The following is a 26211-nucleotide window of genomic DNA, read 5'->3' as shown; positions in this document are numbered from 1 at the left end:
TGTCGATTCGCGTTCGTGAGACACTGGTTTCAAATCTGAGATTAGAACAGGTTCTAGTTTTTGTCGAGATATTGGGAAACACAGGACCTTGGCCCCATGTACTGCTGCGATCGAGCGGCGCAGAGTCGATGTGGACACGAATACTGGAACCTGTTCTAGTATTCGATGAAGAGCGAACCGCACAGCACAGCCCCGAGATCAAGGAGCGCCCGAGATGACCGTCACCCCACGACCCGCTGCACACACCGGAGCATCCGGTGCGGCACGCGACAGTGACGTGCGCGAGATCGACACCGGGGTACCCCCGACGCGGTTCGCGCGCGGCTGGCACTGCCTGGGTCTGCTGTCCGAGTTCGACGACGGCGAGCCACACTCGATCACCGTGTTCGGCACCAAACTTGCGCTGTGGATACACGACGGCGAGGTCAACATCCTCGACGCGTACTGCAGGCACATGGGCGGCGATCTCAGCCAGGGCTCGATCCGCGACGGCAACGTCGCATGCCCGTTCCACGGCTGGATGTGGAAGGGCAACGGGCGTTGCGCAGGCGTGCCGTACGCGAAGCGCAATCCCAAACTCGCCAAGACTCGTTCGTGGCCGACGATGATCCGCAACGGACAGGTTTTCGTCTACAACGACCCGGAGGGCAACCCGCCACCGGATGACTGCGTCGTCCCGGAACTCGACGAGGTCGGTAGCGACGCCTGGACCGGATGGACCTGGAACCGCCTGGTGATCGAGGGTTCCAACTGCCGCGAGATCATCGACAACGTCGTCGACATGGCGCACTTCTTCTACGTCCACTACGCGCTGCCCGACTACTTCAAGAACGTCTTCGAGGGCGAGACCGCCGCGCAGTACATGAACTCCCACGGCCGACCCGACATCGACTTCGGCAGCGGATACGCCGAGAGCCGACTCGAATCGATGGCCGCCTATTACGGGCCGTCGTACATGCTGAACCCGATGGTCCAGTTCTACGGCGACTTCAAGATCGAGACCATCCTGACCAACTGCCACTACCCCATCGACGCCAATTCGTTCGTCCTGATGTACGGCGTGATGGCCAAGGTGCCCGAGGGCATGACGGGTGAGCAGGCGTCGCGGATGGCCCACAAGATCTCCAAGGGCGTCGAGGTCGGGTTCCTGCAGGACGTCGAGATCTGGAAGAACAAGACGCGCATCGACAACCCACTCCTCGTCGAAGAAGACGGTCCGGTCTACCAGCTTCGACGCTGGTACGAGCAGTTCTACGTCGACAAGGCCGACGTCACGGACGAGATGACCCAGCGCTTCGAGTACGAGATCGACACCACCAAGGCCGTCGAGAACTGGAGCATCGAGGTGGCCGAGAACCTGCGCCGCAAGCAGGAACGCGAGGCGGCAGAGGCTGCGGCTCCTGAAGATTCCTCCGCGGACAACTCGTCCGACACCGACACGCGCGTCTGAGCATGACCAGGGCCGCCGATCGCATCGAGGAGGGCGAGACCCCACGGGGCGCCTCACCCGCCCTCGCCGGGTGGTCGAAGGCACCCGACTTCGGCGACGACCCGCAGCGTCGGGCCGCGGTCCACGAGTCGACGGCACGCGACCGCGAACACTACCTTCGCGGCGGCATGACCGAGATCGAGTGCCGCGGATGCCATGCGTGCGTGCTGGTCAAGAAGACCAGCTCGCACCACACCAGCGTGCAGTGGAACGCCGACGCCCGGGAGCGGTGCAACGAACTCGCCCGCATACGTGCCGAGGGCGGGAATCCGGCGCTCGTCCCGACCTGCTCACGACTGTCGGCGAGCATCGATCACGGTGTCGCAGAAGGGATCATCCCGGCGGAGTCGCCGGAGTCCGATCCCGACGGGTACTGGTGAGCACTGCTGTGGCGCTGACAAACACCACGCCGACGGCCACCAGGATCGCGACGACGAGCACCGCGATCACGCCGTAGCCCGGTTGGAGGATCTGTTCGCCCGGCGCGAGGTCGAGGGTGCTGGTCACCGCGTCGTCGAGCAGTCGTCCGGACGGGTCAGCAACCACGAATCCCGCGGCCACCGCGGCTCCGACCGCGGCGAGCCCGATCACTGAAAGTGCGATCGGACGCAGCCGACGACGCCACCAGCCCACTGCCGCGACGGCAGCGATCACCGCACCCAGGATGATGGTGACCAGCCCCGGGCGTTGCGTGTGCGCTTCCAGAAATGCGACGTCTTCCGGCGCCGCACCCGGCACCGATACGCGCCCGACACCGGAGATCTTGGAGTTGAGCCCCTGGCTGGAGTCGCCCCACGACACCAGACTGAACGCGACGATCAGCAGGCCGGACACCGCGAAAAGCGGCCATGCGAGTGCGCGCGCACGTTCTGTCATGGGGTCAAGCGTGCCACCCCGGGTCTCGCTCGCGTACCGACCTCCGGTGTTCGCCGACGCCGCCGATGACTTTTCGCGAGGATGGAGGTCAGTACCAGCGTCCGAGACCAGCGACCACAGAGAAGAGCCACTGCCATGACCGAATACACCGCTCCCCCCGGCGCACCTGTCTGGTTCGACCTGATGAGCAGCAACACCGCCAAGGCGATCGACTTCTACAGCGACCTGTTCGGGTGGAAGGTCGAGGATCCGAACCCCGACTTCGGCGGATACCAGAACTTCACTCTCAACGGTCACCGCGTCGCCGGCCTGATGCCCGCCATGGGCGAAGGGTCGGTGCCCAACGTCTGGTCGTCGTACCTTCGCACCGACGACCCCGAGGCCACTCTCGAGCTGGTCAAGGCAGCGGGCGGATCGGTCATGCTGCCTCCGATGGAGGTCGGCGAGGAGGGCACGATGGCCGTGGCGGTCGACGCCGCGGGCGCGGTGATCGGCTTCTGGAAAGCCAACAAGCACAAGGGCTTTGCCGAGTGGGGCGTCCACGGCGCCCCGTACTGGTTCGAGTGTGTGAGCCAGGACTACACCAAATCGGTGGTGTTCTACCCCGAGGTCGTCGGCGCGCGCGTCGAGTCTGTCATCGACAACAGCGCCGTCGAGATCGTCGAGCCGGGCAGCCCGCTGCGGTACGCGCAGGTCTTCTTCGGCGACATGGCCTACGCCGGAATCATGGACGCAGCCAACCTGTTTCCGCCGGAACTGCCCTCCTTCTGGCAGATCTACATCTGCGTCGACGACGTACCCGCGACCGTCAAGCGCGCCGAGGAGCTCGGCGGCTCGGTCATCATGCCCGCCACGGACACGCCGTACGGCACCCTCGCCACGGTGCACGACCCCAACGGCGCACTGATCTCGCTGGGGCACCCGCCGGCCGGGATGTAACCGCGCTCCAGACGCGGCTCGAACTTGCAGACGCTGTCGGTGTACCAGCCGCGTCTGCAGGTTCGGGCCGCGTTTGGGCATTAGGGGAACCGCCGGGCGGTCGTGCGCGTCGGAGCTGTCATGACCCCGTTCATCGCAGACGACCACGGCATCATCTACCGCAAGAAGGCACTGGCCGACGGCTTCACCGACGACGATCTGCGCCGAGCGTGCCGACGCGGCGAGATCGTCCGTGTCGGCCGCGGCGCCTTCGCGCCCGCCGAGAAACGCACACCCGACGACGCGCACCGGCTCACCGTGATCGCGTCGGCCACGCTCGGCATCGTCGCGGGAGTGGTGACCCACCAGTCGGCCGCCGCAATGCACAGGCTGCCGATGCTCAAACCCAACTTCGCGCGCCTGCACGTGACCACCGGCGACGCCAACCACGGCGGACGTACGGCCACCAGGCACACGCACGTCGGAGTGGTCGCGCCCAGCGAGACAGTCGACGTCGACGGTGTGCTGGTCAGCTCGCTCGAACGAACAGCCGTCGACATCGCATGCACGAGCCCGATGGGCTTCGCCGGCGCACTCGCAGTGCTCGACGCCGCGCTGCGCCTCGGCGCCGACCGCAAGGTCATGCGCAAGATGCTGCGGGCCACGCGTCGGGGCGTCGGACAGGCGCGCCGTGCGCTCGCACACGCCACCGCCGACGCGGAGAGTCCCGGCGAGTCGTGGTGTCGGGCGCAGATCATCGAGGCGGGCCTTCCGATTCCGCGTCTGCAACACGAGTTCCGCGATCAGGACGGGTTCGTCGCGCGCAGCGACTTCGACTGGTCGGGGCTGCTCGTCGGGGAGTTCGACGGAAAGGTGAAGTACCAGAAGTACTTACGGGACGGCGAAGACGCCACCGACGCCGTGGTCCGGGAGAAGAAGCGCGAGGACCGACTGCGCCGACTCGGCGTCATGGTGATCCGCTGGACCTGGGCCGACCTCGAGCGGGGCACCGTCGCCGCGTCGGTCCGGCAGTGGCTGACCAAACTGCAGCTCGACGTGGCGTGAGCGGATCGTCGAACTCCAGACGCGGCTCGAACCTGCAAACGCGGCTGGTGTACCAGCCGCGTCTACACGTTCGGGCCGCGTTTGGGCGAACGCGGAACCCCTCAGACGCCGGCGTTCGCGTCGGCCTTCTTGCGCAGCTCGAGGGCGATGTCGATGAGCTGATCCTCCTGCCCGCCAACGAGTTTGCGGTTGCCGGCCTCGAGCAGGATGTCCGCCGCGGAGACGCCGTACCGTTCGGCGTGCCCCTCGGCGTGCTTGAGGAACGAGCTGTAGCAGCCTGCGTAGCCCATCATCATCGACGAGCGGTCGACCAGGCACTCCGACGGCATGGCGGGCCGCACGACGTCTTGCGCGGCGTCGGCGATCTTCATGAAGTCGACGCCCGTGGTGATCCCGAGCTTGTCGCACACTCCGACGAAGGCCTCCGTCGGCGTGTTTCCCGCGCCCGCACCGAAACGTCGGATCGAACCGTCGATCTGCTGTGCACCCGCCCGAATGGCGTTGATGGAGTTGGCAACCGCGATGTCGAGGTTCTCGTGGCCGTGGAAGCCGACCTGGGCGTCGTCGCCGAGTTCGGCCACCAGTGCCTGCACGCGAACGGTGACGTCCTCGAGCACGAGCGCACCGGCGGAGTCGACGACGTACACGCACTGGCAGCCGGCGTCGGCCATGATGCGCGCCTGCGCGGCAAGCACTTCCGGCGGCTGACTGTGACTCATCATCAGGAAGCCGACGGTTTCCAAACCCAGCTCGCGAGCCAGCCCGAAGTGCTGAATCGACACGTCGGCCTCGGTGCAGTGCGTCGCGATGCGGCAGATCTGGCCGCCGTTGTCCTGCGCGGCCCGAATGTCGTCCTTGGTACCCAGCCCCGGCAGCATGAGGAACGCGATCTTGGCGCGCTGCGCGGTTTCGGCGGCCGCCTTGATCAGTTCCTGCTCAGGGGTTTTGGAGAAGCCGTAGTTGAACGACGACCCGCCGAGTCCGTCGCCGTGGGTCACCTCGATCACCGGGACTCCGGCGTCATCGAGCGCGCCGACGATGGACCGCACCTCGTCGACCGTGAACTGGTGGCGCTTGTGGTGGCTGCCGTCGCGCAGCGACGAGTCTGTGATCCGGATGTCGAGCGTGTCGGAGTACTTGCGCGCGTGCGCCATGAGATCTGTTGTCGCCGTGGTCATGCCGACACCCCCAGCTTCTGCTTCGCGATTTCTTCGCCGACCTTGGTGGCGGCGGCCGTCATGATGTCGAGGTTTCCCGCGTACGGCGGTAGAAAGTCGCCTGCACCCTCGACCTCGACGAAGATCGAGACGCGCGCGTGCCCGCCGTTGAGCACACTGGGCGGATCGAACTGCGGGTCCTGCAGCAGCCGATAGCCGGGAACGTATGCCTGGATGTCCTTTTCGCGCTGATGGATCGACGCGGCGATCGCGTCGGTGTCGGCATCCTCGGGAATCGCGCAGAAGATGGTGTCGCGCATGATCATCGGAGGGTCGGCCGGGTTGAGGATGATGATCGCCTTGCCGCGCTGCGCACCCCCGATCGTCTCGATCCCCTTCGACGTCGTGCGCGTGAACTCGTCGATGTTGGCGCGCGTGCCCGGCCCCGCCGAGACGGATGCCACCGACGCGACGATCTCCGCATACGGCACCGGCACAACCGAACTCACCGCGTGCACCATCGGGATGGTCGCCTGCCCACCGCAGGTGATCATGTTGGTGTTCGGGGCGTCGAGATGCTCACGCAGGTTGGCGGGCGGCACCACCGCGGGCCCGACTGCCGCGGGTGTGAGGTCGACGGCGATGATGCCTGCCTCCTCGTAGCGGGGCGCGTACTCGCGGTGCACGTAGGCCGACGTCGCCTCGAAGATCAGATCGGGCTTCTCCGACGACGCGAGCAACTCGTCGGCGCCGCCGCTCATGGTGATCAGCCCGTGGTCGGCGGCACGTTTCATGCCCTCGGAGTCGGCGTCGATACCGACCATCCAGCGCGGGTCGATGACCTGACTGCGTTCGAGTTTGTACATGAGGTCGGTGCCGATGTTGCCCGACCCGATGATGGCTGCGGTCAGCGTTGCCGCCACGGTGCCTCCTGTGGGTGTGTGGTCGTGGTCTTGACGAAAACTGTTGGGACTCAGTCGAAGTCCAGTGTGACGGTGCCGAGCCCCGCGAACTCTGCGACGACGTGGTCGCCCGGCGCGACGTCGAAGGCCCGTGTCGCGGTCCCGGGAAGTATCAGGTCGCCCTTGCGCAGCCGCACCCCGAAGCCCTCGACCTTGCGCGCGAGCCACGACACCGCGTTGAGCGGATGCCCGAGCACCGCAGACGAATTGCCCTTCGCGACAACCTCACCGTTGCGGTGCAGCACCGCGTCGACGTCGCCGGTGTCGATATCGCCGATGGCCACCCGCTGCTCGCCGAGAATCCATCCGCACGACGACGCGTTGTCGGCGATGGTGTCGCAGAGTGTGATCTTCCAGTCCGTGATCCGCGAGTCGATGAGTTCGATAGACGGCACCACCCACTCGACGGCGGCGATGACGTCGTCGTTTGTGCACCCCTCGCCCGGCAGGTCCTTGCCGAGGATGAACCCGACCTCCACCTCGACCCGCGGGAAGCAGAGCCGAGCCGTGTCGATGGGGGTCGACTCGTAGTACTGCATGGTGTCGAGCAGATGCCCATAGTCGGGTTCGTCGACGCCCATCATCTTCTGCATGGCTTCCGACGCAAGGCCGACCTTGTGCCCCGCGACCTTCGCGCCCGCATCGAGACGCTTGCGGATATTGATCAGCTGGATCTCGTAGGCGTCGACGACGTCGAGGTCGGGATGGGTGTCGGTTGGCCGCTCGATGGCGGTTGCGGTCTGTTCTGCTGTCCACAGATCCGCCGCGATCTGCTCGCGAGTTGCCTTGTCGACGGCCACTTCTGCTCACTTCCGGGGTCGGTACGGCTCACATCTACCGCGGCGAGCACACAGGCCACCACGGCATGAACACGTTCTAGTTTAGAACATGTTCCAGTTTTGCGGCAGTCCCTTCGGCGCCCCACCCGCGCTTCCGTCCACGCCTCAGTCGATGACGGCCGTGCTGAACGTCGGCGGGTCGCCGAGCATCGCGCGATGCGACGGCGGCTGTCGGCCGTCGGCGTCGACGACGCCGTACTCGGCGGCGAGTTCCGCCGCGATGAGCACGCGCCCGCTCCGCGACATCAGATCGGGATCGTCGGCGAGCGCGGCGATGACCCGCCCGACGAACTCCGGCGATTCGGCGTTGGCGGCGAGACCGGCATACGCATCCGGGTGATCGGCGAATGCCGCGCGGGTGCGCTCGGTCAGCAGCAGGCCCATCCACAGCGAGATCACGGCGACGTCATGCGGCCGGAAGTCGACGGCCATGTCGTGAGCCAGTTTGTCGACGGCAGCCTTGCCCGCGCCGTACGCGGGTCCGTGCATGTAGCACGCGCCACCGAAGGACGAGGTGTTGACGATCAAGCCCGAGCCGCGGTGCACCAGAAGCGGTGCGGCGTAATAGCTTGCGACATACGTCGACCGCATTCCGACGTCGAACAGGTCGGTCAGCGAGAGCGGCTTGCTCCAGAACGGGCCCTTCGTCGTCAATGCGTCCGGAAGGGTCAGCGCGTTGTTGACCAGGATGTCGAGGCAGCCGCCGTTCTCGTCGCCGACCCGCTCGAACAGTGCGGCGACGGCGGCGTCGTCGGCGTGGTCGAGCACCATCGGGACACCGACGCCGCCACGAGCGCTCACCTCGGCAGCGGTCGAGTTCACCGAACCGGGCAGTGCACTGTCGCCGTCGTTCTCGGTCCGCCCGGTCACGTATACCGTGGCCCCGGTCGCACCCAGCGCGAGCGCGATTCCCCTGCCCGCACCCCGGCTCGCCCCGGTCACGACAGCCACTCGACGTTGCTCCATGCGCACCGACTCTCCCACACCCTGGCGCCACATTTCTGAAACGTGTTCTAATTCGTATAGAGAACACGTTCCACCACGGAGCACGAAGGGAACCCGATGGCAGGCGAGCGCGAGCAAGAACAACCAGAGACCTACGACGTCGTCGTCGTGGGTGCGGGCGCGGCAGGGCTCAGTGCCGCGATCACCGCTGCGGCGCAGGGCCTCACGACGGTGATCATCGAGAAGTCGCCGTACTGGGGAGGCTCGACGTCGCGCTCGGGTGGCGGCGTCTGGATCCCCAACAACTCCGTATTGAAGCGCGACGGCGTCGACGACACACCCGACCGGGCCCGCGAGTACGTCAAGGCGATCATCGGCGAGCACGCACGCGAGGACCGCATCGACGCCTACATCGACCGTGGCCCCGAGGCGCTCGACTTCCTGATGAAGCACGCCCCTCTCGACCTCGAGTGGGTGAAGAACTACTCCGACTACTACCCCGAAGCGCCGGGCGGCCGGCTGGGAGGGCGCAGCGTCGAACCTCGCCCCTTCGATGCACGAGCACTCGGCGACGACCTCGACACCCTGCACCCGCAGTACACCAAGGCGCCGCTGAACATGGTTGTGCTGCAATCGGATTACCGCTGGCTCAACACCGGCATACGCCATTGGCGCGGCCCGGCGCGGATGGCCAAGGTCGGCGGTCGATTCTTCTGGGCACGCTCGCGCGGCAAGAAACTCATCGCGATGGGCGCAGCCCTAGCCGCCGAGCTCCTACTCGGAGTTCGGCAGGCCGGCGTGCCATTGCGGTTGAACACCGGGCTCGTCGACCTTCTCACCGACGACGGCCGCGTCGTCGGGGTGAGAGCGGAATCCGACGGCAAGCAGTTCGACATCCGCGCCGAGAAAGGCGTGATCCTCGCGTGTGGCGGCTTCGAGCACAACGTCGAGATGCGCCGCAAATACCAGCGCGAACCGATCGGGTCCGACTGGACGACGGGCGCACCGTCGAACACCGGTGACGGCATCAACGCCGGCATCAAGATCGGCGCCGCGGTGTCGCTGATGGACGACGCCTGGTGGGGACCGACCATTCCACTGCCGCGCGGGCCGTGGTTCGCACTCTCCGAACGCTCCGTCCCCGGCACGTTCATCGTCAACATGCGCGGCGAGCGATTCATGAACGAATCGCTGCCCTACGTGGAGGCGGTGCACCAGATGTACGGCGGCGAGTTCGGCCAGGGCGACGGCCCGGGAGAGAACGTGCCCGGCTGGCTGATCTTCGACCAGACGTGCCGCAACCGGTATCTCTTCGCGGGGATCAACGCGCGACAACCGTTGCCCAAGAAGTGGTTTGACTCCGGGGTCGTCGTCAAGGCAGACACGATCGCAGAACTCGCCGACAAGATCGGCGTTCCCGCCGACGCGCTGACCGCGACAACCGAACGCTTCAACGGATTCGCGAAGTCCGGCGTCGACGCCGACTTCCATCGCGGCGAGAGCGGCTACGACCACTACTACGGCGACATCACCAACAAGCCCAACCCGAGCCTCGGGCCGGTCCGCAAGGCGCCGTTCTACGCGGTCAAGATGGTGCCGGGAGACCTCGGCACCAAGGGCGGCATCGACACCGACGCGACCGGCCGCGCTCTGCGACCCGACGGCTCGGTCATCGAGGGCCTCTACGCCGCGGGTAACACCAGCGCCCCGGTCATGGGCCACACCTATGCCGGCCCCGGCGCCACCATCGGCCCGGCGCTCGTCTTCGGCTACCTCGCCGCGCTCGACGCCGCCGCACGTACCGGACAGGCAACCCCGACGTCGACGACGGCAGGAGCGTAAGCCGTGCCCATCGATCCATCGGTCGCAGTCGGGGCAGAGTTGCCCGAGGTCACCTTCTCGTGGACGGCATCCGACGTCGCGCTCTATCACCTCGCCGTCGGAGCCGCCCGCGATCCGCTCGACGCCGACGGCCTGCGCTACGTCGACGACGCCGCTCCCAAGGTGCTACCGACGTTCGCAACGGTCGCCGCGACGTTCCACGCGACGCAGGCACCCACGGTCTCCTTCCCCGGCATCGACATCGATCTGGCGAAGGTCGTCCACGGCAGCCAGCAGATCACCGCCCACCGACCACTGCCGCCGGAGGGCAAGGCGACGACGCACAAGCGGATCGTCGAGGTCCAGGACAAGGGGTCTGCGGCGGTCGTCATCTCCGAGGGCATCACCGTCGACGAGACGGGCGAACCGCTGTGGACCGAGCGGTCGTCGATCTTCGCCAAGGGCGAGGGCGGTTTCGGAGGTGAGCGCGGGGCGTCGAGCAAGGTCGCCTATCCCGACCGAGCACCCGACGCGATCCTGCAGGTCCCAACACTGCCGAATCAGGCGCTGCTCTACCGGTTGTGCGGCGACCGCAATCCACTGCACTCCGACCCGGCATTCGCCGCGGCCGCCGGATTTCCGCGGCCCATCCTGCACGGCCTGTGCACGTATGGATCGGTGTGTCGGGCCGTCGTCGACGGACTCCTCGGTGGTGAAGTCGTTGCGGTAGCCGACTTCTCGGCAACCTTCGCGGGCGTGGTGTTCCCGGGTGAGACGCTCGACGTTGCCGTGTGGGACGAGGCCGACAGGCTCCTGGTGACGGCCTCGGTGATCGAACGCGAGAATGCCCCGGCGCTGGCGAATGTGGTCGTCGAGAAACGCCGCTGAGCGTCCGATGGGAGTAGCGGACGCGATGTCGTAGGTGGATGCCGCCAGCGCGCACCATCACAGTCGGAACCGATAAGGTCACTGACGGTCATTCCCGCTACCTCCCGTGGCTGCGCCACGGACCATGAAGGAGATTCGATGAGCGATTCGCTGCAGTCACTGCTCGGAGCCAACCGTCCGGCAGTGGTCAACGATTTCGTCGGCGTCATCGACGCCGAGGTGTCGGAGCAGAAGGGTCTCAGCGGCGCCGCCGTCAAAGCCGCTTACGGCGCTGTCCAGAAGATCAAGCCGGACATCGTGACTCGGGCTACCGACCAGTTGCTGCCCGACTTTCTCACCGCGCTGCAACCGTTCTGGGACAGCAAGCCTGCCGGCGTCGCGTTCGGTGATCACCTCGCGGCGAATTCCGACGCGGCATCCGAAGCGCTGCTCCAGGTGACCGACGACCAGGTGTCCGACGCCAAGCCGGCGCTCGCGAAGGCGTACAACTCACTGCGCGGCAAGGCGAAAGGCTATGTGGCCGCGGCACTTCCACGAGTCGGCGCAGTCATCGAGAAGTACGCGGGCTGAGTCCGACGTGTCGGCTGGTCGCGCTAGGCCGCGGAGGTGATGATGAGAACCAACACCACACCGACCGCGATCAGCGCGGCCAGCATCGACAACACCCGCCAGATGTGCAGGCGGACCGGCGTCGTGTCGGTTGCTCGTGAAGATGCGACCTGGGATGAGGCCATGATCTCTCACTTTCGATCGTCCGGGATACCCGCCAGCTACCTGATCGAATACTCCCGGTGTGTTACTACAGTGATAAATGTGTCACATGGTGCAGGAGTTTGTGGCGTTTCCCGGCAGCGTGTCGTGAATAACCTCGACTCGATAGCGACGGGGACTACATGGCCGGGCTGACACGCACGCGACTGACGCGCGAGAACACGCGCGCGGCGTGGCTGATCCTGATCGCCTGCGCTGCGGTCAGCATGGTGGTCGCCGCCATGGCCGCGCTGAACACCGCACTCGCCGACATCGCCATCGACATCGGTGCCGACTCGAGCCAGATGACATGGATCGTCGACGGCTACACGTTAGCCCTTGCCGCACTGCTGCTTCCGGCAGGCGCCATCGGTGACCGCTTCGGGCGACGCGAGGTCCTGATCGTCGGTCTCGTCGTCTTCTCTGTCGCCTCACTGCTGGCGATCTGGACGACCGATCCCACCCAGTTGATCTGCACCCGAATCCTGGCAGGCGTCGCAGCGGCACTCATCATGCCCACCACGCTGTCGCTGATCACCTCCGGTGTGCCCGCGGACAAGCGCAGTATCGCCGTGAGCATTTGGGCGGCGGTGGCGGGTGCGGGAGCGATTGCGGGATTCTTCGTCACCGGCGTCCTGCTCGAATTCTTTTCGTGGCACTCGATTTTCATCACTTTCGCGGCGTCGGCTCTGGTGACTGCTCTGCTATGCCTGACGATCGGAACCTCCCGCGACAGCAATCCTGGACACTTCGACTTCGGCGGTACCGCCCTATCGGTCCTCGGCGTCACCGGAATCGTCTTCGGTCTTCTCGAGGCACCACACCGCGGTTGGGGTGACGCGCTCGTTCTGGTCGCGCTGATCGGCGGACTGTTGTTGTTGGTCGCGTTCTGCCTGCTCGAACTGCGCATCACCGACCCACTGCTGGACGTGCGCCTCTTCACCAACCGCGCATTCGGTTCCGGCGCACTCTCCGTGGCATTGCAGTTCTTCGCGTCGTTCGGCGCCTTCTATCTGCTGCTGCAACGACTGCAACTGGTGATGGGCTACTCCCCGCTGCAATCGGCTTTCGCACTGATGCCGATGGTCATCGGTGTCAGCGCTTTCGCGCTCGTGGGCAATTGGGTCGCCGTGCGGTTCCACTCGCTGCGTTTCGTCCTCGCGGGCGGAATCCTCGTCGCAGGAATCGGCATGCTGCTGCTCGGGCTCATCGACTACGACAGCTACCCGATGTTCGCGGCGATGACCGGTGTCATCTCGGTCGGTATCGGACTCGCGACGGCACCGTCGACCACGGCCATCATGTCGAACACACCGCTGGACAACCAGGGCGTCGGATCAGCGGTCAACGACACCGCGCGCGAACTCGGTGCCGCCATCGGGATCGCTATCGCAGGGTCACTGCTCGCGGCCGGATACTCGGCCCGAATCGGGGCGACCAGCACGCTCGCCCACGACCAACTCGACGCCGCCGGACGCCAACGCATCGCCGCGGGCGACACCGCGGGCGGTCAGGCGCTGCTCGTCCAAGCCGACGAGGCGTCGACTCGCATCGGCAAATCACTCGCGGAGGCCACCGAGGTGGCACACCGGCTTCCCGAGCAGGCGAGCGGTCTGGCGCGGGCAATCCTCGACGGCGCGCAAGACGCGTTCATCACGCCGATGAATCAGGCGTGCGTCGTCCTCGGAGCGGTCCTCCTCGCCGGCTCCGCCGTGTTGCTGTGGCTCGCGCCTCGTCGTGTCGTCGCCGTCACCTACCCTGACAACCAGACCGACCCCGATATGGGGGAACCCGTGACGAAGACCAACGAGTTCGGCTGGGCGGACGACGACAGGCAACGCTCGACGGACAGGTGAGCAGCGTAGGCTCGCTCCGGTGATCGAGGCGAGCAGCGCGTTCGGCACCGTGGTCGCGGTCGTCGTGTTGGTCGTGACCATCGTCGCCACCGTATCGGTCACACGCGTCCCACCCGCTGTTGTCGCCGTGCCGGCAGCCTTGCTCGTCGTCGCGCTGGGTCTCGTCGACTGGCACACCGCCGCGGCAGAGGTTCGGTTCATGCTGCCGACGATCGGGTTTCTCGCGGCCATGCTCGTCGTCGCCGAGATCTGTGCGCGCGCAGGCGTTTTCATCTGGGTCGGGGTGGTATTGGCCAGGTGGAGTCGAGGTTCGGCGATCGGATTGCTGCGCATCGTATTCGTGGTCGCTGCCGTGACGACCGCTGTACTGTCCCTCGACACCACGATCGTGCTGCTGACCCCGGTTGCCGTGCTGACCGCACGACACATCGGTGCACGGGTCACGCCCATCGCCTACGCGAGCAACCATCTCGCCAACAGCGCGTCGACGCTCCTGCCCGTCTCCAATTTGACCAACCTGCTCGCCTTCGGCGCAGCCGGGCTGTCGTTCACGCGCTTCGCCGCGATCATGGCGTGGCCGTGGGTCGCGGCGATCGTCGTCGAATATCTCGTCTTCCGGTGGTTCTTCGCGGCGGACCTGAGATCGCCCCGCGGGCACGGTGAGGTCGACGATTCTCCCGAGCTCGTCGTATCCGATGCGGCGCAGAATCATTCGGAAGACGGCGAGACGCCACGAGCGCCGCTGCTGACGTTGGGCGCACTCGGCGTGCTTCTCGTGGGATTCGTCGTCGCAGAGCCTCTCGGCGTCCCACTGGCGGCCGTGGCCGGCATCGGGGCGCTGGTGATGGCGCTGCCGTGGCTGTGGCGAACGCCCCGCGCAACCTGTGTCGACGCCGTCCGCGCGGCAGGAGTCCCGTTCCTGATATTCGTCGCCGCACTCGGCGTGATCATCCTGCCCGTGCGCAACGGCCCCGTGGGTGATCTCTTCTCGACGCTGATGCCGTCCGGGGCAGGCCTTCTCGCGCTGCTGGGAGCCGCGGTGATCGCAGCGGTCGCCGCCAACCTGTTCAACAATCTCCCGGCGACGCTGCTGCTCGTCCCGCTCGTGGCGGGTCAGCCCGCGCTGGTGCTCGCGGTACTGCTCGGCGTGAACATCGGCCCGAATCTGGCCGTGTTCGGATCGCTGGCCAATCTGCTGTGGCGCGACGTCATGCGTCGGCACTCGGCGTCGACGTCGTCTCGTCTCTATCTGTCGCTCGGGCTGGTGTCGGTGCCGCTGGCACTCGTCGCCGCGGTGCTCGCGCTGTGGGTCGGGCTGCGGGCTTTCGGGTGAGCCCCGGCAGAACTCGCGGCCGTGCGGGTCAGCGGAAAAGCTTGTCCACGAACGGGATCGAGTCGACCTTCGACGCGTTGACCGTGCCGCTGTGGTCCTTGTCCGGGTAGAACCGGAACGTCACGGGCTGGTTGTTCGCCTTGAGTCGCGACACCAGGAGCAAGACTCCGGGGGTGTTGACGTCGGTGTCGAGGCCGCCCTGCCCGATGAAGAACGGTTTGTCGTAGCCGGATTCGGGGATGCCCATGTAATCGGTGAGTTTCGCCTGGAATCCGGGGATATCGGACAGCGGGCGGCTCAGCAGTTTTCCGGGGTCGACCTTCTGCGATCGAACCAGGGCGCCGAGCTCGTTGTCGGAGTCGCACTGGGTCTCGGCCTTGTCGACCCAGTATCGGCCGTACGGGGTCAGGAACGAGTTGATGTTCCACTCCGGGAACGACGTGCGCAGTCCGGACAGGATGTACATCACGTAGATCGTCGTGTTGGGCGAGAACCCGCCGAGCCGGACCGGCGACGGACGACCAAGCGCCGCAACGAGATTCTCGATATACGCCGGAACGCCGGTCCCCACGGCGCCGCGGTAGTCCAGATCCTTGCCACCGAATTGGGTTGCGTAGCGAGCCGTCGTGATCGCGGCGCCACCGCCCTGCGACTGCCCGACGACCGCCCACTTGCGCGACAACTGCGGATACACCTGCCGGGCCGCCTTCACGCTGTCGACGATGCTGTGCGCCTCGACGCGACCGTTCAGATACGGATGGTTACCCGGCGTGCCGAGCCCGACATAGTCCGAGGCGACCACCGCGTATCCGCGAGACATCCACGAGCCGAGGTACTCCCAGTCACGCTCGACGGCGACAGGACCGCCGATGGAGTACGCGCAGTGATCGGCGAGACCGGTTGTGCCGTGCGCCCACGCGATCACCGGCCAGCCGCCCTTGGGCGGCGTACCCGGCGGCAGATAGACCGCACCGCTCGACAACGCAGCCGCATCGTGAACACCCTTGGTCCAGTAGGTGATCCGCTTCGCATCGACCGCACCGGGCACCGTGATCCGCGCGGGCAGCGGCTCGGTCGACACCACCGTGCCCGACGGCCCGCTCGGCGCGGCGCTCGCGGGCGGCGCCCCGATCACCGCCGACATCGTCGCGGCGACCACCGCCACCGCCGACACCATCACACCGACCCGACGCCCGACCCTGCTTCGCTTACTCACGATGAACACCGTATACATTGAGCGCCGCCCTCGCTCGGCGACTGCACACTCGGCAGTCTCGAGCGCACAGTCGGCGGTCTCGAGCGCCCAGTCGACAGTCTCGAGCGCCCAGTCGACAGTCTCAAGCGCCCAGTCGACAGTCTCGAGCGCCCAGTCGACCGGTATTCCCGTCGAGTGGGCGTCCCATCGCGCCGAGTGGGCGTCTCATCGCGCCGAGTGGGCGTCATACGCCTGCCGACTCCGGGGCCGCGGGCGCTGTGGCCGCGGTGGCTTTCGCCCACTTGTAGTCGGCTTTACCGGCGGGCGTCCGCTTCACCTCGTCGACGAATACGACGGTCCGCGGGACCTTGTAGCCCGCCAGCGACTCGCGGCAGTGCGTCTGCAGGTCTTCGAGAGTCGGCTCCGATTCGCCCTGTGCCACCGCGACCACCGCGCCGACCCGCTGCCCGTACTTGGGATCGGGAATCGGAACGACGAGAGCGTCGGCGACGGCGGGGTGCGCGTGCAGCGTCGCCTCGACCTCCTCGGCGTAGACCTTCTCGCCGCCGGTGTTGATGCATTGCGAGCCGCGACCGAGGAACACAATGGTGCCGTCGGCTTCGACTGTCCCCATGTCGCCGAGCACCGAGATGCGTCGACCGTCGGGAAGCGTCGGAAATGTCTTGGCCGACTTGGCCTCGTCCTTGTAGTAGCCGAGGGGCACATTGCCGATTCGGGCGATGTACCCGACATCGCCTGAGCCCGGGGTGATCTCGTCGAGCGATTCGTCGACCACCATCATCTTGTCCGTCGGCGGCACCCGAAGGTTGCCGTTGTCGTCCATCATGATCTCGCCGTCGTTGCCCGACTCCGACGCTCCGAAGTTGTCACGCAGCACCAGGTCTGGCTTCACCGCGGCCATGCGCTCACGCACGTGTTGCGACCAGATCGCCCCGCCCGAGGTGATCGAGAACAGCGAGGAGAGGTCGACGTCGCCCGTGCGGCGCTCGAGTTCGTCGACGAGCGGCATTCCCATCGCGTCGCCGACGATGAGGATGATCTGGATCTGCTCGTCCTCGATGCCCGACACGATTGCGGCGGGATCAAAGTCGCGCATCAGCACCAACCGACCGCCGAGCGTGAGGAAGGTGAACAACGAATACGACGCCGCGCCGTGCATCAGCGGCGCCGCGATGTTGAAGGCGATCGACGGAAAATCCTTCACCGCCGCACCGACTTCTGCGAGATCCTTGCGCGCCTCGCCGTACGGATTGCCACCGGAGATCGGCTTGCGGAAGAAGTCGTCGTGTCGCCAGATCACGCCCTTGGGGTAGCCGGTCGTGCCGCCCGTGTACAGGAGGTAGTGCTCGTCGCCGGTTCTCGTCTCGAAATCTCGTGCGTCGGAGAGCTTCTCCGAATCGGAAAACTGTACGACCTGCACAGTGCGTCCGTCCGGCAGATCGTCGGCCGCCGCGCGCAGTTCGTCGACGATCTCCCCGATGACGAATACCGTTCGTACGAGCGGCAGTTCGGGCAGCAACGTGGCAACGCTGCGCTGATGCTCGGGTTCTTCGACGACGATTCCCCGCGAGTCGGAGTTGTCGAAGATGTAGCTCAACTCGGCATTGGTGTAGCGATAGTTGACGTTGACGGGTACTGCGCGCACCTTCAGCAGGCCGAGCAGGCTGGTGACGTGTTCGACGCTGTTCTTGAGGAACAGTGACACGTTGTCGTCGAGTCCGATGCCCTGCGCGGCGAACATGTGCGCGACCTGGCTGGAGAGTCGATCGAGCTCTGCATAGCTGATCTGGCGTCCGCCGTAACTGAGGGCTATGCGGTCGGGTACCGAATCGGCGACTGTCTCGAAGACGTCGGCGAGGTTGAATTTCATTGCTGCTGGCTCCTCTTGCTGCACTGCTTGTGACCCGTCATCTCTATCCGCGCTGCGCGGCACTCACGCCGCCGTCAACACCAAACCGCTTGTCGGAACTCCTGTTCCGGCCGTCACCACCACCCGCTCTGCGCCGGGCACCTGATTCACCGACGTGCCACGTAATTGCCGGACGGCTTCGGCTATGCCGTTCATTCCGTGGATGTATGCCTCCCCCAACTGACCTCCGTGTGTATTCAACGGGAGCCGACCACCGACTTCCAACGAACCCGGCTCCCGCACGAGATCCTTTGCCTCGCCACGGCCGCAGAACCCCAACTCCTCCAACTGCAACAGGGTGTACGGCGTGAAGTGGTCGTAGAGGATCGCGGCGTCCATGTCGTCGGGCCGCAAACCCGACTGCTCCCACAGTTGCCGACCGACAAGGCCCATCTCGGGCAATGCGGCGAGTTCGTCACGGTAGTAGCTGGTCATGATGAACTGGTCGACGCCGCTGCCCGATGCCGCCGCCGAGATCACGGCAGGCGGATTCGGTAGGTCGCGCGCACGTTCGGCCGACACGACGACGATCGCGACACCGCCATCGGACTCCTGACAGCAATCGAGCAGATGCAACGGCTCGGCGATGTATCGCGACTGCTGGTGGTCGGCCAACGTGATGGGCTTGCCGTAGAAGAACGCCTCGGGATTATTGGCAGCGTGCTTGCGGTCGACGACGGCGATGCGTCCGAAATCCTCACTCGTGGCGCCGAACTCGTGCAGGTACCGCTGCGCGACCATGGCGACGAACGCTGCCGGAGTCGACAACCCGTGCGGATAGCTGAACGCGTTGTCGGTGCCCGACGAGTTCTCCTGGTTGGCCACAGCCGAATTCACCTGTCCGAAGCGCAAACCCGACCGCTCGTTGAACGCCCGGTACGCAACGACCACGTCGGCCACGCCCGTGGCCACAGCCATCGCTGCCTGCTGCACCGTCGAACAGGCCGCACCTCCGCCGTAGTGAATACGCGAAAAGTACGTGAGCTCGGGAATTCCCACAGCGCGGGCGACCGCGATCTCCGAGTTGGTGTCCATGGTGAAACTGACGAGACCGTCGACATCGGCGGGGGTCAGGCCGGCGTCCGCGAGCGCAGTCTGCACCGCCTCGGTCGCCAACCGAAGTTCGCTGCGCCCGGAGTTCTTGGAGAACTCGGTGGCCCCGATCCCGGCGATCGCGGCTGCGCCCGACAACTGCCCCATCAGCGACCTCCCCTCATGAGCGTGACCGTCGAGATCACATGCTTACCAAGAGCATTCGTTCCCGTAACGGCCACGGTGACCAGCTCGTCGTCGACGTCGGTCACCTCGCCGGTGAAGGTCAACGAGTCGTAGGCATACCACGGCACACCGAGTTTGAGCTTGATCGAACGAATCCTCGCAGACGGACCGGCCCAGTCGGTGACGAATCGTTCGACGAGTCCGGTGTCGGTGAGAATGTTGACGAAGATGTCCTTGGACCCCTTGGCCTGAGCGAGGTCGCGGTCGTGATGGACGTCCTGGAAGTCACGGGTTGCCAGCGCAGTCGACACGATGAACGTCGGCGTCGCGTCGATTGTCAATGGCGGCAACGTTGTTCCTACTTCGACAGTGGGGATCGCACTGGTCGTCACTGCGCCTCCCGTGTGGTCGGGCGCCACGCGTGCAGCGTCCAGGCGTCGGTGCCCGACTCCTCGTCGGCGGGAAAGTCGAGGAACATCGCCTCGACGCGCTGCCCGATGTGCACGTCGGCAGGGTCGACGTCGCGCAACTCGGCGAGCAGTCGGACGGGAGAAGACAGCGGCAAACCGTCGTCGTCGCTGTCACCGCTGTCGCCGCTGTCACCGCTGTCGACCGATTCGAGTCCGTCGAGTTCGACGAGGGCGACCACGAAAGGCAATGCGCGCCCGGGCACCTTGGGTGCGCGGTGCACCACATAGCTGTAGACCGTTCCCGTGCCCGACGCGACGACGTAGTCGGTGACCGGCGCGGTGCCATCGGGTAGCCGAGGCTTCCAGGTCGCGGGTATCGGCGGATGACGCAGCGTTCCGCCGTCGAGCTTCTGAATGCGCAGTTCGTGGGCTGCGACGCCCTCCCAGAAGAACTCGGTATCGCGAGAAGCGCTGGGCCGCAACATCCGTGAGGGGTCGAGGTCGGAGGGCACCTCGCCTGCGCCGGCATCCCTGGGCGCCACGTCGTCGTCGTGCGGGCGGAACTTCAGGATGCGGAAATCCATCTCGGCGACCAGCTCGTCGTCGACCGACCAGGTGTTGCGCGTGGTGAAGAACCAACCCTCCCCCAGCGCCGTCTGCTTGGGTCCGACGACGTCGACCAGTTCGGCCGACAGCGAGACCTGCTCTCCCACATCGAGATAGCGATGATAGGTGGTGTCGCAGTTGGTGGCCACGACGGAGGTGTACCCCGCCTCGTCGAACAGCTCCGACGCCCGGCCGAGCGGATCGTCGGCGGTGCGCTGCCCGTTCAGCCCGCGCATCGTCCACACCTGCGCCATGGCGGGAGGTGCGACGATGCCCGAATGTCCTGCGGCACGCGCGGCGTCGGCGTCGACGTAGACAGGGTTCGTGTCGCCGATGGCCTCGACCCAGTTGTTGATCATCGGGGTGTTCACCGGATCGCGCCCGAGGGTCGGCGCGCTCGGCCCGGCGTCGATGATCGCCTGCGCGGCGGTGCGGATGTCGCTCATCGCTTCGCCCTCGGCAGTCCTAGTCCGGCGGTCGCGATCATGTCGCGCATCACCTCGTTGACGCCACCTCCGAAGGTGATCACCACGTTTCTCTTCTCCTGAACGTCGAGCCAATCCACCAGCGCCGCGGTGTCGGGATCGGTGAAATCCCCGTAGCGGCCGATGATCTCGTCGATCATTCGGCACACCACCTGCACGCGCTCTGTCGCGAATACCTTCGTCGCCGCGGCATCGGCCATCGAAATGGCCTCGCCCGTCGACGCGACCTGCCAGTTGAGCAGCTCGTTGATCCGCGCGTACGCATCGATCTGGGCGAGCGCCCGCGCGACGTCGGGATGCTTGGCGATCACCGTGCCGTCGGGGCCGGGACGCGACGCCCACGCACGGACACGCGACGCCAGTCCCTCGATACGTCCGGCAGGTCCGAGCATCACGCGCTCGTGGTTGAGCTGCGTGGTGATCAGTCTCCACCCGCCGCCCTCGTCGCCCACGCGCATCGACACCGGAACGCGAACATCGTTGTAGTACGTGGCATTCACGTGATGGGCACCGTCTGCGGTGATGATCGGAGTCCAACTGAAACCGGGGTCGGAGGTATCGACGATGAGGATCGAGATGCCCTTGTGTTTGGGGGCGTCCTTGTCGGTGCGTACCGCCAGCCAGATGTAGTCGGCGTCGTGCCCGCCGGTGGTGAAGATCTTCTGCCCGTTGACCACGTAGTGATCACCGTCGCGGACCGCCGTCGTGGTCAGTGCGGCGAGGTCGGTCCCGGCGTCGGGTTCGGTGTAGCCGATCGCGAAATGGACGTCGCCGGCAAGGATTCTGGGAAGGAAGAGCTTCTTCTGCTCGTCGGTTCCGTGTACCTGGAGGGTGGGGCCGACCGTTTGGAGCGTCACCGCGGGAAGCGGAACGTCGGCGCGCACTGCCTCGTTGGTGAAGATCTGCTGTTCGATCTCCCCGAACCCCTTGCCGCCGTACTCCTTCGGCCACCCCACCCCGAGCCACCCGTCGCTCCCCATCTGTCGGATCACATCCCGATAGGTGGGGCCGTGGCGCTCGGTGAGCATGGTCTGTGCTGCCGTGGGGTCGACCAGATCGGCGAAATACTCACGCAGATCTGCGCGCAACTCCTGCTGCTGCGGCGTGAGGTCTATGAACATCGGTTACGTCCCCTGCGGATTCGGTATGAGCTGTCGGGTGAATCAGGTTGGCATCGCTATGGATTCGACGCGTGGGCGAGTTCATCGAGCCGCGCGTTGGCACCTCCGACGAGTCGCGCGAGATCCTTGGCGATCGAGAAGTAACGATGCAACGGATACGTCAGGTCGACGCCTACGCCCCCGTGGAGGTGGGTCATGGTCCGCATCGCCGCGGGGATCTCGGCTGCCGTCCAGTACGACGCGATACCCAGATCCTGTTGTGCGTCAAGACCTTCGGACAAGCGCCAGGCCGCGGCGGTGGTCGAGAGGTTCAGCGACCGTCCGACGACGTAGATGTCGGCCAACTGCTGTCCGACGGCCTGGAACAGCGCGATCGGTTTACCGAACTGCGTGCGGTTGGACACGTGATCGGCAGTGAGGCGCGTGGCCCCCGCGACGAGACCGTCGGCGTACGCACTCAACGCGAGTCGGTACAGGTCACGCAGCCCCGAGACATCGGCGGTCAGCACATCGGCATCGTCGACGGTCACGTCGTCGAATCGCACGGTGAACTCGCCCCACCCGCTCGAAGCCGGAGTTCGCGTGATCGACACACCGTCGGCGGCGGTTGCCACGGCGACCACCCCGCCATCGGTGGCGACGAGCAGCGTCGACGCGCCGTCGGCGTGCAGTACTCCGCTCTTGGTGCCCGACAACCTTCCGTCACGCAACGTGGTGCGCGGCGTCGATGTCAGCGGGTCGCCGGGTTCGCCCATCGCGATCGCGTGCCATGCGCCGGCGGTGAGCGTCGCGGCCCATCGATCGCGCGAGGCGTCGTCGACCGTCTGCAGGAGGAGCGACGACGTCAGCGAGCCGAGTGCAGGCGTCACCGCTGCGGCCGAACCCAGTTGACGCAGCAACGGAAGCACGCCGAGAACTCCGAGATCGTCACCCCCGAGCGCTTCCGGTAGCGGCAAGGCCAGCAGCCCGGCGTCGGTCAGCGCCGTCCAGAGGTTGCGATCAAAGCCGTCGTACGACGCCGCGGCATCCTCCCGCGACTCGCCCGCCCTGACCCGTCCGCCGAACAGCGACGTCCAGTCGGACTCGTGGCGGGCGAAGACATTCCGCGCCACATCGGCGACCGCTTCCGCGGAGCTGTCCATGCCGAAATCCACCGACGATCCCCTTTTCGCCAACACCAAAACTAGAACTCGTTCTAGTTGTATCAGACTCCGCGCTCCCGGTGGGCGAATTGGCAGTTGATCTGCTGATTCTCAGCCAGAGTCCCACGTCAGCCGCGCGGCAGACCGAGAATCCGTTCAGCAGCGGCGGTCCGCAGTATCTGGGTGGTGCCGCCCGCGATGGACAAACACCTGTTCTGCAGCAGTTGATCGGACGCATCGCCCGCCCCGACGCCGTCGACCCCGAGCAGGTCGAGACCGAACTCCGGGACCGATTGCCGGTGCGCGACGCCGATCAGCTTGCGCACGCTCGATACCGCGCCCGGATCGTGGCCGGCGAGCCGACGAGACACCGCGAGTGCGTCGAGGACACGTCCGACGTGCGCGTCGGCGACGAGCTCGCCCAACCGTGCCAACTCGCCTGCGGACAGCTCCCGACCCAACGAGTCGATCTGACCCAGCAGCGCGTCCATCTCCTTGCCGAGTCCCGAACCACCCATCGCCACACGTTCGTTGGCGAGTGTCGTACGAGCCAGCCGCCAGCCGCCGTCGACCTCACCGACCACGCACTCGTCGGGCACGAACACGTCGTCGAGGAAGACCTCGTTGAAGTTGGCCTGACCCGACAACTCCCGAAGCGGTCGGATGTCGATGCCGGAAGACGCCATGTCGACCAGGAAGTAGGTGATCCCCTTGTGTTTCGGCGCCTCGGGATTCGTGCGCGCGAGACAGATCCCCCACTGCGCGTTGTGCGCCTGCGAGGTCCAGATCTTCTGCCCTGTCAGACTCCAACCGCCCTCGACGCGAATAGCCCTGGTGCGCAACGACGCAAGGTCGGAGCCCGCCTCGGGTTCGCTGAACAACTGGCACCAGACGATGTCGCCGACGAGGGTCGGATGCACGAAACGTGTGTGCTGCGCGGCTGTTCCGTGCGCGAGGATCGTCGGGATCGCCCATGCCCCGATCACGAGGTCGGGACGTTCGACGCCCGCGCGTTCGAACTCGGAGTCGATGAGCAACTGCAGCGCGGGGTCGGCGCCGAGACCATGCGGCGGCGGCCAATGCGGTGTGAGATAACCGGATTCGGCCATCGCGGCCCGCTGCGCATTCGGTTCGGCCGCCGCGATCGCGGCGATGTCGGCTCTGATGGCGCCACGGCGATGCTCGACGGAGGTCAGGTCGAGCTCGAAGCGTCGACGCCCACCGAGGATGCCGAGGCGACCGAGTTGTTCACGCTGCGTCGACGCGGCCGCTGTCGCCGCGCGCAGCGCCAATGCCGTTCGCAGGTAGAGATGTGCGTCGTGCTCAAAGGTGAAGCCGATGCCGCCGAGCACCTGGATGCAGTCCTCAGCCGTCGCGACGGGCAGCGAGGCGACCAGCACGTCGGCGGCGAGCCTGGAGAACGCGAGTTGCTCGCGCGCGGTCTCCGCGTCGTCGTCGCCCACGGGTGCGGCCACCGCAGCGTCGACGGCCACCGCGAGATCCCACGCCGCCGCGGTGACCTTTTCGCTGCGACAAAGCATGTCGGCGCAGATGTGCTTGACGGCTTGAAACGAGCCGATGGGTACACCGAACTGGGTGCGCACCTTGGCATAGTCGACCGCGGTGTCGAGCGCCCAGCGCGTCACGCCGCTGGCGTAGGCGGCCGCGGTCGCCGACAGTGCGGCCGCAATGAGATCACCATCGTCGACGACGAGCAGGTCGTCGACGCTCAGGTCACTGATGCGCAGCCGGCCAACCGATCCTCGGCCGTCGAGGCTCGCCGCCGGCACGACGTCGCGTAGACCCGCATCGGCAGGGATCACAAACCACCCCGGATCGAGGCTCTGACCAGCAATTTTAGCGAGAATCACGCAACCGTCGACATATCCGACGACGCCGCCGAGATCGATCGATCCGTCGACCAACTCCGCCTCGCCGCCTGCCCGCGTGAGGGTGGGCACCGTCGCGGAGACCTCTCCCGACACCAACGTGTCGCGCACCGCCGCGGCACGGGGATCGGTCGACACCGATAGCGCCAGGGTCGCCACGACGGTCTCGCCGATCGGACCCGGCACCAGGCTCGCTCCGCATTGCTCGACCATCGCGGCGACGTCGGAGAACGAGGCACCGACGCCACCCTGCGCCTCCTCGACCAACGCGGCGAAAACGCCCAATTCAGCCAGTTCCGGAAAGAGGTCGCGCCAGTGGTCGCGCGGTTTCTCCAGTTCAGCCCGTACGATATCGGTGGTGCGACGACGCGTCGCCCACGCGGAAATTGCTTCGCAGACGGCAATCTGTTCGTCGGACGTGGCAAGGCTCACGCTGAAATCCTCTGCATTCAGGTTGTGACGAAGAATTAGAACCTGTTCTAATAGTCCGAAGGGGTTTTGTCCACCAGACCTTTCGACGCGGTCGGCGTCGATGGTCACGAGATGAGGATGTCGCCTACATATGACCCGGTCGTCTGAAGATGCCGTGCCACAGAAGTCGGCACCGAATCCGAACAAGGGAGCCTCGTCGAAGTCGGTCGCCGCCAAGGGCACTCCCGCCCCACCCGACGCCGCTACAGCCACAGCAACCGCAGCTACGTCGACGACGGAGAGTGGTTCGGCCGCACAACGCGACCGTCGACGCCGCATCCTCGACGCGACGCTCGCCCTCGCTTCCAAAGGCGGCTACGACGCCGTGCAGATGCGCACCGTCGCAGAGAAAGCCGACGTTGCGGTGGGAACCCTCTACCGCTATTTCCCGTCGAAGGTGCACCTACTGGTGACCGCGCTCGCGCGCGAGTTCGAGCGCGTCGAGACCCGCGTCGACCGCTCGCAACTGCAGGGCGAGAACGCCATCGAGCGGCTGCGCCACGTCCTCGACATGATCACCTTCGCGATGCAGCGTGATCCCCTGTTGACCGAGGCCATGACGAGGGCCTTCATGTTCGCCGACGCATCGGCGACCGCCGAGGTCGATCAGGTCGCCGGGATCATCGACCGACTGTTCGCAGGTGCGATCGTCGACGAGGGCGAGCCGAGCGACGAAGAACTCGCGATCGCACGCGTGCTGTCGGACGTGTGGATGTCGAACCTGGTGCAGTGGCTCACCCGCCGAGCCTCGGCCACCGACGTCACCAACCGGCTCGAGCTCACGGTCCGACTGCTCCTCAAGGGCCGGGTCGCAGCTCAGGCGTAACCGAACCGCCGGGTTGGTC

Annotated in this window: 24 protein-coding genes; 10 read left to right on the top strand and 14 right to left on the bottom strand. The window is 66.2% G+C overall.

Translation table 11 applies throughout. From position 1 onward, the window contains the following. Positions 1-214 precede the first annotated feature (214 nt). Together A5785_RS20800 and A5785_RS20795 are read left to right on the top strand one after the other, a co-directional pair. On the top strand, positions 215-1450 hold the full coding sequence (locus tag A5785_RS20800; RefSeq protein ID WP_064869009.1) for a Rieske 2Fe-2S domain-containing protein: 1236 nt from the start codon (positions 215-217) through the stop codon (positions 1448-1450). A 2-nt stretch (positions 1451-1452) separates the two neighbouring features. Next, on the top strand, positions 1453-1869 hold the full coding sequence (locus A5785_RS20795; RefSeq protein ID WP_049697730.1) for a hypothetical protein: 417 nt from the start codon (positions 1453-1455) through the stop codon (positions 1867-1869). Here the strand turns inward: A5785_RS20795 and A5785_RS20790 are convergent. Then, entirely contained in the window at positions 1823-2365 is a 543-nt protein-coding gene (locus tag A5785_RS20790; protein WP_152929999.1) for a hypothetical protein, read from the bottom strand. The genes A5785_RS20795 and A5785_RS20790 overlap by 47 nt on opposite strands. A 135-nt stretch (positions 2366-2500) precedes the next feature. Between A5785_RS20790 and A5785_RS20785 the strand changes: the two genes are divergently transcribed. Continuing rightward, positions 2501-3304 carry a VOC family protein gene (locus A5785_RS20785; protein ID WP_049697729.1) on the top strand — a complete coding sequence of 268 codons (804 nt, stop codon included), beginning with the start codon at positions 2501-2503 and terminating at the stop codon, positions 3302-3304. Between the two features lie 120 nt (positions 3305-3424). Then, the gene (locus A5785_RS20780; RefSeq protein WP_049697728.1) at positions 3425-4348 is read left to right on the top strand and encodes a type IV toxin-antitoxin system AbiEi family antitoxin domain-containing protein; all 924 of its coding nucleotides are present in this window, start codon (positions 3425-3427) and stop codon (positions 4346-4348) included. 101 nt (positions 4349-4449) lie between these two features. Here A5785_RS20780 and dmpG read toward each other — a convergent pair whose 3' ends face one another. The 4 genes from dmpG to A5785_RS20760 all read right to left on the bottom strand — a co-directional run bounded on the left by dmpG (position 4450) and on the right by A5785_RS20760 (position 8272). Continuing rightward, entirely contained in the window at positions 4450-5526 is a 1077-nt protein-coding gene (gene dmpG / locus A5785_RS20775) for a 4-hydroxy-2-oxovalerate aldolase (protein WP_049697727.1), read from the bottom strand. Next, positions 5523-6428: an acetaldehyde dehydrogenase (acetylating) gene (locus A5785_RS20770; RefSeq protein WP_005204120.1), complete on the bottom strand. Its 906-nt coding sequence runs from the start codon at positions 6426-6428 to the stop codon at positions 5523-5525. Before A5785_RS20770 ends, dmpG begins: the two co-directional genes overlap by 4 nt. Positions 6429-6478: 50 nt before the next feature. Next, positions 6479-7267: a 2-keto-4-pentenoate hydratase gene (locus A5785_RS20765; protein WP_049697726.1), complete on the bottom strand. Its 789-nt coding sequence runs from the start codon at positions 7265-7267 to the stop codon at positions 6479-6481. A gap of 144 nt (positions 7268-7411) precedes the next feature. Continuing rightward, positions 7412-8272, bottom strand: a complete 861-nt coding sequence (locus A5785_RS20760; protein ID WP_231894254.1) for an SDR family NAD(P)-dependent oxidoreductase — start codon at positions 8270-8272, stop codon at positions 7412-7414. A 96-nt stretch (positions 8273-8368) separates the two neighbouring features. Between A5785_RS20760 and kstD the strand changes: the two genes are divergently transcribed. The 3 genes from kstD (at position 8369) to A5785_RS20745 (ending at position 11530) form a co-directional block, all read left to right on the top strand. Next, on the top strand, positions 8369-10093 hold the full coding sequence (kstD, locus tag A5785_RS20755) for a 3-oxosteroid 1-dehydrogenase (protein ID WP_064869006.1): 1725 nt from the start codon (positions 8369-8371) through the stop codon (positions 10091-10093). Between the two features lie 3 nt (positions 10094-10096). Further along, the gene (locus A5785_RS20750; protein WP_064869003.1) at positions 10097-10960 is read left to right on the top strand and encodes a MaoC/PaaZ C-terminal domain-containing protein; all 864 of its coding nucleotides are present in this window, start codon (positions 10097-10099) and stop codon (positions 10958-10960) included. 138 nt (positions 10961-11098) lie between these two features. Next, positions 11099-11530: a DUF6918 family protein gene (locus tag A5785_RS20745; RefSeq protein ID WP_064869000.1), complete on the top strand. Its 432-nt coding sequence runs from the start codon at positions 11099-11101 to the stop codon at positions 11528-11530. Between the two features lie 23 nt (positions 11531-11553). Here A5785_RS20745 and A5785_RS23570 read toward each other — a convergent pair whose 3' ends face one another. Beyond that, a complete protein-coding gene (locus A5785_RS23570; protein WP_197494559.1) occupies positions 11554-11694 on the bottom strand; it encodes a hypothetical protein in 141 nt (46 codons plus the stop codon). Positions 11695-11853: 159 nt separating this feature from the next. Between A5785_RS23570 and A5785_RS20740 the strand changes: the two genes are divergently transcribed. Continuing rightward, the gene (locus A5785_RS20740; RefSeq protein WP_064868997.1) at positions 11854-13566 is read left to right on the top strand and encodes an MFS transporter; all 1713 of its coding nucleotides are present in this window, start codon (positions 11854-11856) and stop codon (positions 13564-13566) included. A gap of 19 nt (positions 13567-13585) precedes the next feature. After that, positions 13586-14899, top strand: a complete 1314-nt coding sequence (locus tag A5785_RS20735; RefSeq protein WP_064868994.1) for an SLC13 family permease — start codon at positions 13586-13588, stop codon at positions 14897-14899. Between the two features lie 28 nt (positions 14900-14927). Here the strand turns inward: A5785_RS20735 and A5785_RS20730 are convergent, their stop codons facing one another. The 8 genes from A5785_RS20730 to A5785_RS20695 form a co-directional block, all read right to left on the bottom strand. Beyond that, the gene (locus A5785_RS20730) at positions 14928-16133 is read right to left on the bottom strand and encodes an alpha/beta hydrolase family protein (RefSeq protein ID WP_064868991.1); all 1206 of its coding nucleotides are present in this window, start codon (positions 16131-16133) and stop codon (positions 14928-14930) included. Between the two features lie 205 nt (positions 16134-16338). Continuing rightward, positions 16339-17985 (bottom strand): AMP-binding protein, encoded by a 1647-nt coding sequence (locus A5785_RS20725; RefSeq protein WP_064868988.1) that lies wholly within the window; start codon positions 17983-17985, stop codon positions 16339-16341. Between the two features lie 63 nt (positions 17986-18048). Next, complete coding sequence (locus A5785_RS20720) at positions 18049-19224, bottom strand: lipid-transfer protein (RefSeq protein ID WP_064868985.1); 1176 nt, start codon at positions 19222-19224, stop codon at positions 18049-18051. After that, positions 19224-19634: a MaoC family dehydratase gene (locus A5785_RS20715; protein WP_064869041.1), complete on the bottom strand. Its 411-nt coding sequence runs from the start codon at positions 19632-19634 to the stop codon at positions 19224-19226. Before A5785_RS20715 ends, A5785_RS20720 begins: the two co-directional genes overlap by 1 nt. After that, positions 19631-20704 (bottom strand): bifunctional MaoC family dehydratase N-terminal/OB-fold nucleic acid binding domain-containing protein, encoded by a 1074-nt coding sequence (locus A5785_RS20710; protein WP_064868982.1) that lies wholly within the window; start codon positions 20702-20704, stop codon positions 19631-19633. Before A5785_RS20710 ends, A5785_RS20715 begins: the two co-directional genes overlap by 4 nt. Continuing rightward, entirely contained in the window at positions 20701-21864 is a 1164-nt protein-coding gene (locus A5785_RS20705) for an acyl-CoA dehydrogenase family protein (RefSeq protein WP_064868979.1), read from the bottom strand. Before A5785_RS20705 ends, A5785_RS20710 begins: the two co-directional genes overlap by 4 nt. Before the next feature lie 56 nt (positions 21865-21920). Then, the gene (locus tag A5785_RS20700) at positions 21921-23018 is read right to left on the bottom strand and encodes an acyl-CoA dehydrogenase family protein (RefSeq protein WP_064868976.1); all 1098 of its coding nucleotides are present in this window, start codon (positions 23016-23018) and stop codon (positions 21921-21923) included. 116 nt (positions 23019-23134) lie between these two features. Beyond that, positions 23135-25327, bottom strand: a complete 2193-nt coding sequence (locus tag A5785_RS20695; protein WP_064868974.1) for an acyl-CoA dehydrogenase — start codon at positions 25325-25327, stop codon at positions 23135-23137. Between the two features lie 130 nt (positions 25328-25457). Between A5785_RS20695 and kstR the strand changes: the two genes are divergently transcribed. Continuing rightward, positions 25458-26192: a cholesterol catabolism transcriptional regulator KstR gene (kstR, locus tag A5785_RS20690; RefSeq protein WP_064868971.1), complete on the top strand. Its 735-nt coding sequence runs from the start codon at positions 25458-25460 to the stop codon at positions 26190-26192. The last annotated feature ends 19 nt before the right edge of the window (positions 26193-26211 follow it).

Origin of the sequence: Gordonia sp. 852002-50395_SCH5434458 (assembly GCF_001665905.1) — a bacterium.
Taxonomy (GTDB): Bacteria; Actinomycetota; Actinomycetes; order Mycobacteriales; family Mycobacteriaceae; genus Gordonia; species Gordonia jacobaea.
Note: the sequence above shows the minus strand (reverse complement) of the source record. Positions and strands in the feature narration are given on the sequence as shown.

Coding starts and splice junctions, on each gene's coding strand:
- A5785_RS20800 (WP_064869009.1), top strand. CDS start 215: ATGACCGTCACCCCACGACCCGCTGCACACACCGGAGCATCCGGTGCG.
- A5785_RS20795 (WP_049697730.1), top strand. CDS start 1,453: ATGACCAGGGCCGCCGATCGCATCGAGGAGGGCGAGACCCCACGGGGC.
- A5785_RS20790 (WP_152929999.1), bottom strand. CDS start 2,365: ATGACAGAACGTGCGCGCGCACTCGCATGGCCGCTTTTCGCGGTGTCC.
- A5785_RS20785 (WP_049697729.1), top strand. CDS start 2,501: ATGACCGAATACACCGCTCCCCCCGGCGCACCTGTCTGGTTCGACCTG.
- A5785_RS20780 (WP_049697728.1), top strand. CDS start 3,425: ATGACCCCGTTCATCGCAGACGACCACGGCATCATCTACCGCAAGAAG.
- dmpG (WP_049697727.1), bottom strand. CDS start 5,526: ATGACCACGGCGACAACAGATCTCATGGCGCACGCGCGCAAGTACTCC.
- A5785_RS20760 (WP_231894254.1), bottom strand. CDS start 8,272: ATGGAGCAACGTCGAGTGGCTGTCGTGACCGGGGCGAGCCGGGGTGCG.
- kstD (WP_064869006.1), top strand. CDS start 8,369: ATGGCAGGCGAGCGCGAGCAAGAACAACCAGAGACCTACGACGTCGTC.
- A5785_RS20745 (WP_064869000.1), top strand. CDS start 11,099: ATGAGCGATTCGCTGCAGTCACTGCTCGGAGCCAACCGTCCGGCAGTG.
- A5785_RS23570 (WP_197494559.1), bottom strand. CDS start 11,694: ATGGCCTCATCCCAGGTCGCATCTTCACGAGCAACCGACACGACGCCG.
- A5785_RS20740 (WP_064868997.1), top strand. CDS start 11,854: ATGGCCGGGCTGACACGCACGCGACTGACGCGCGAGAACACGCGCGCG.
- A5785_RS20730 (WP_064868991.1), bottom strand. CDS start 16,133: ATGTATACGGTGTTCATCGTGAGTAAGCGAAGCAGGGTCGGGCGTCGG.
- A5785_RS20725 (WP_064868988.1), bottom strand. CDS start 17,985: ATGAAATTCAACCTCGCCGACGTCTTCGAGACAGTCGCCGATTCGGTA.
- A5785_RS20720 (WP_064868985.1), bottom strand. CDS start 19,224: ATGGGGCAGTTGTCGGGCGCAGCCGCGATCGCCGGGATCGGGGCCACC.
- A5785_RS20710 (WP_064868982.1), bottom strand. CDS start 20,704: ATGAGCGACATCCGCACCGCCGCGCAGGCGATCATCGACGCCGGGCCG.
- A5785_RS20705 (WP_064868979.1), bottom strand. CDS start 21,864: ATGTTCATAGACCTCACGCCGCAGCAGCAGGAGTTGCGCGCAGATCTG.
- kstR (WP_064868971.1), top strand. CDS start 25,458: ATGACCCGGTCGTCTGAAGATGCCGTGCCACAGAAGTCGGCACCGAAT.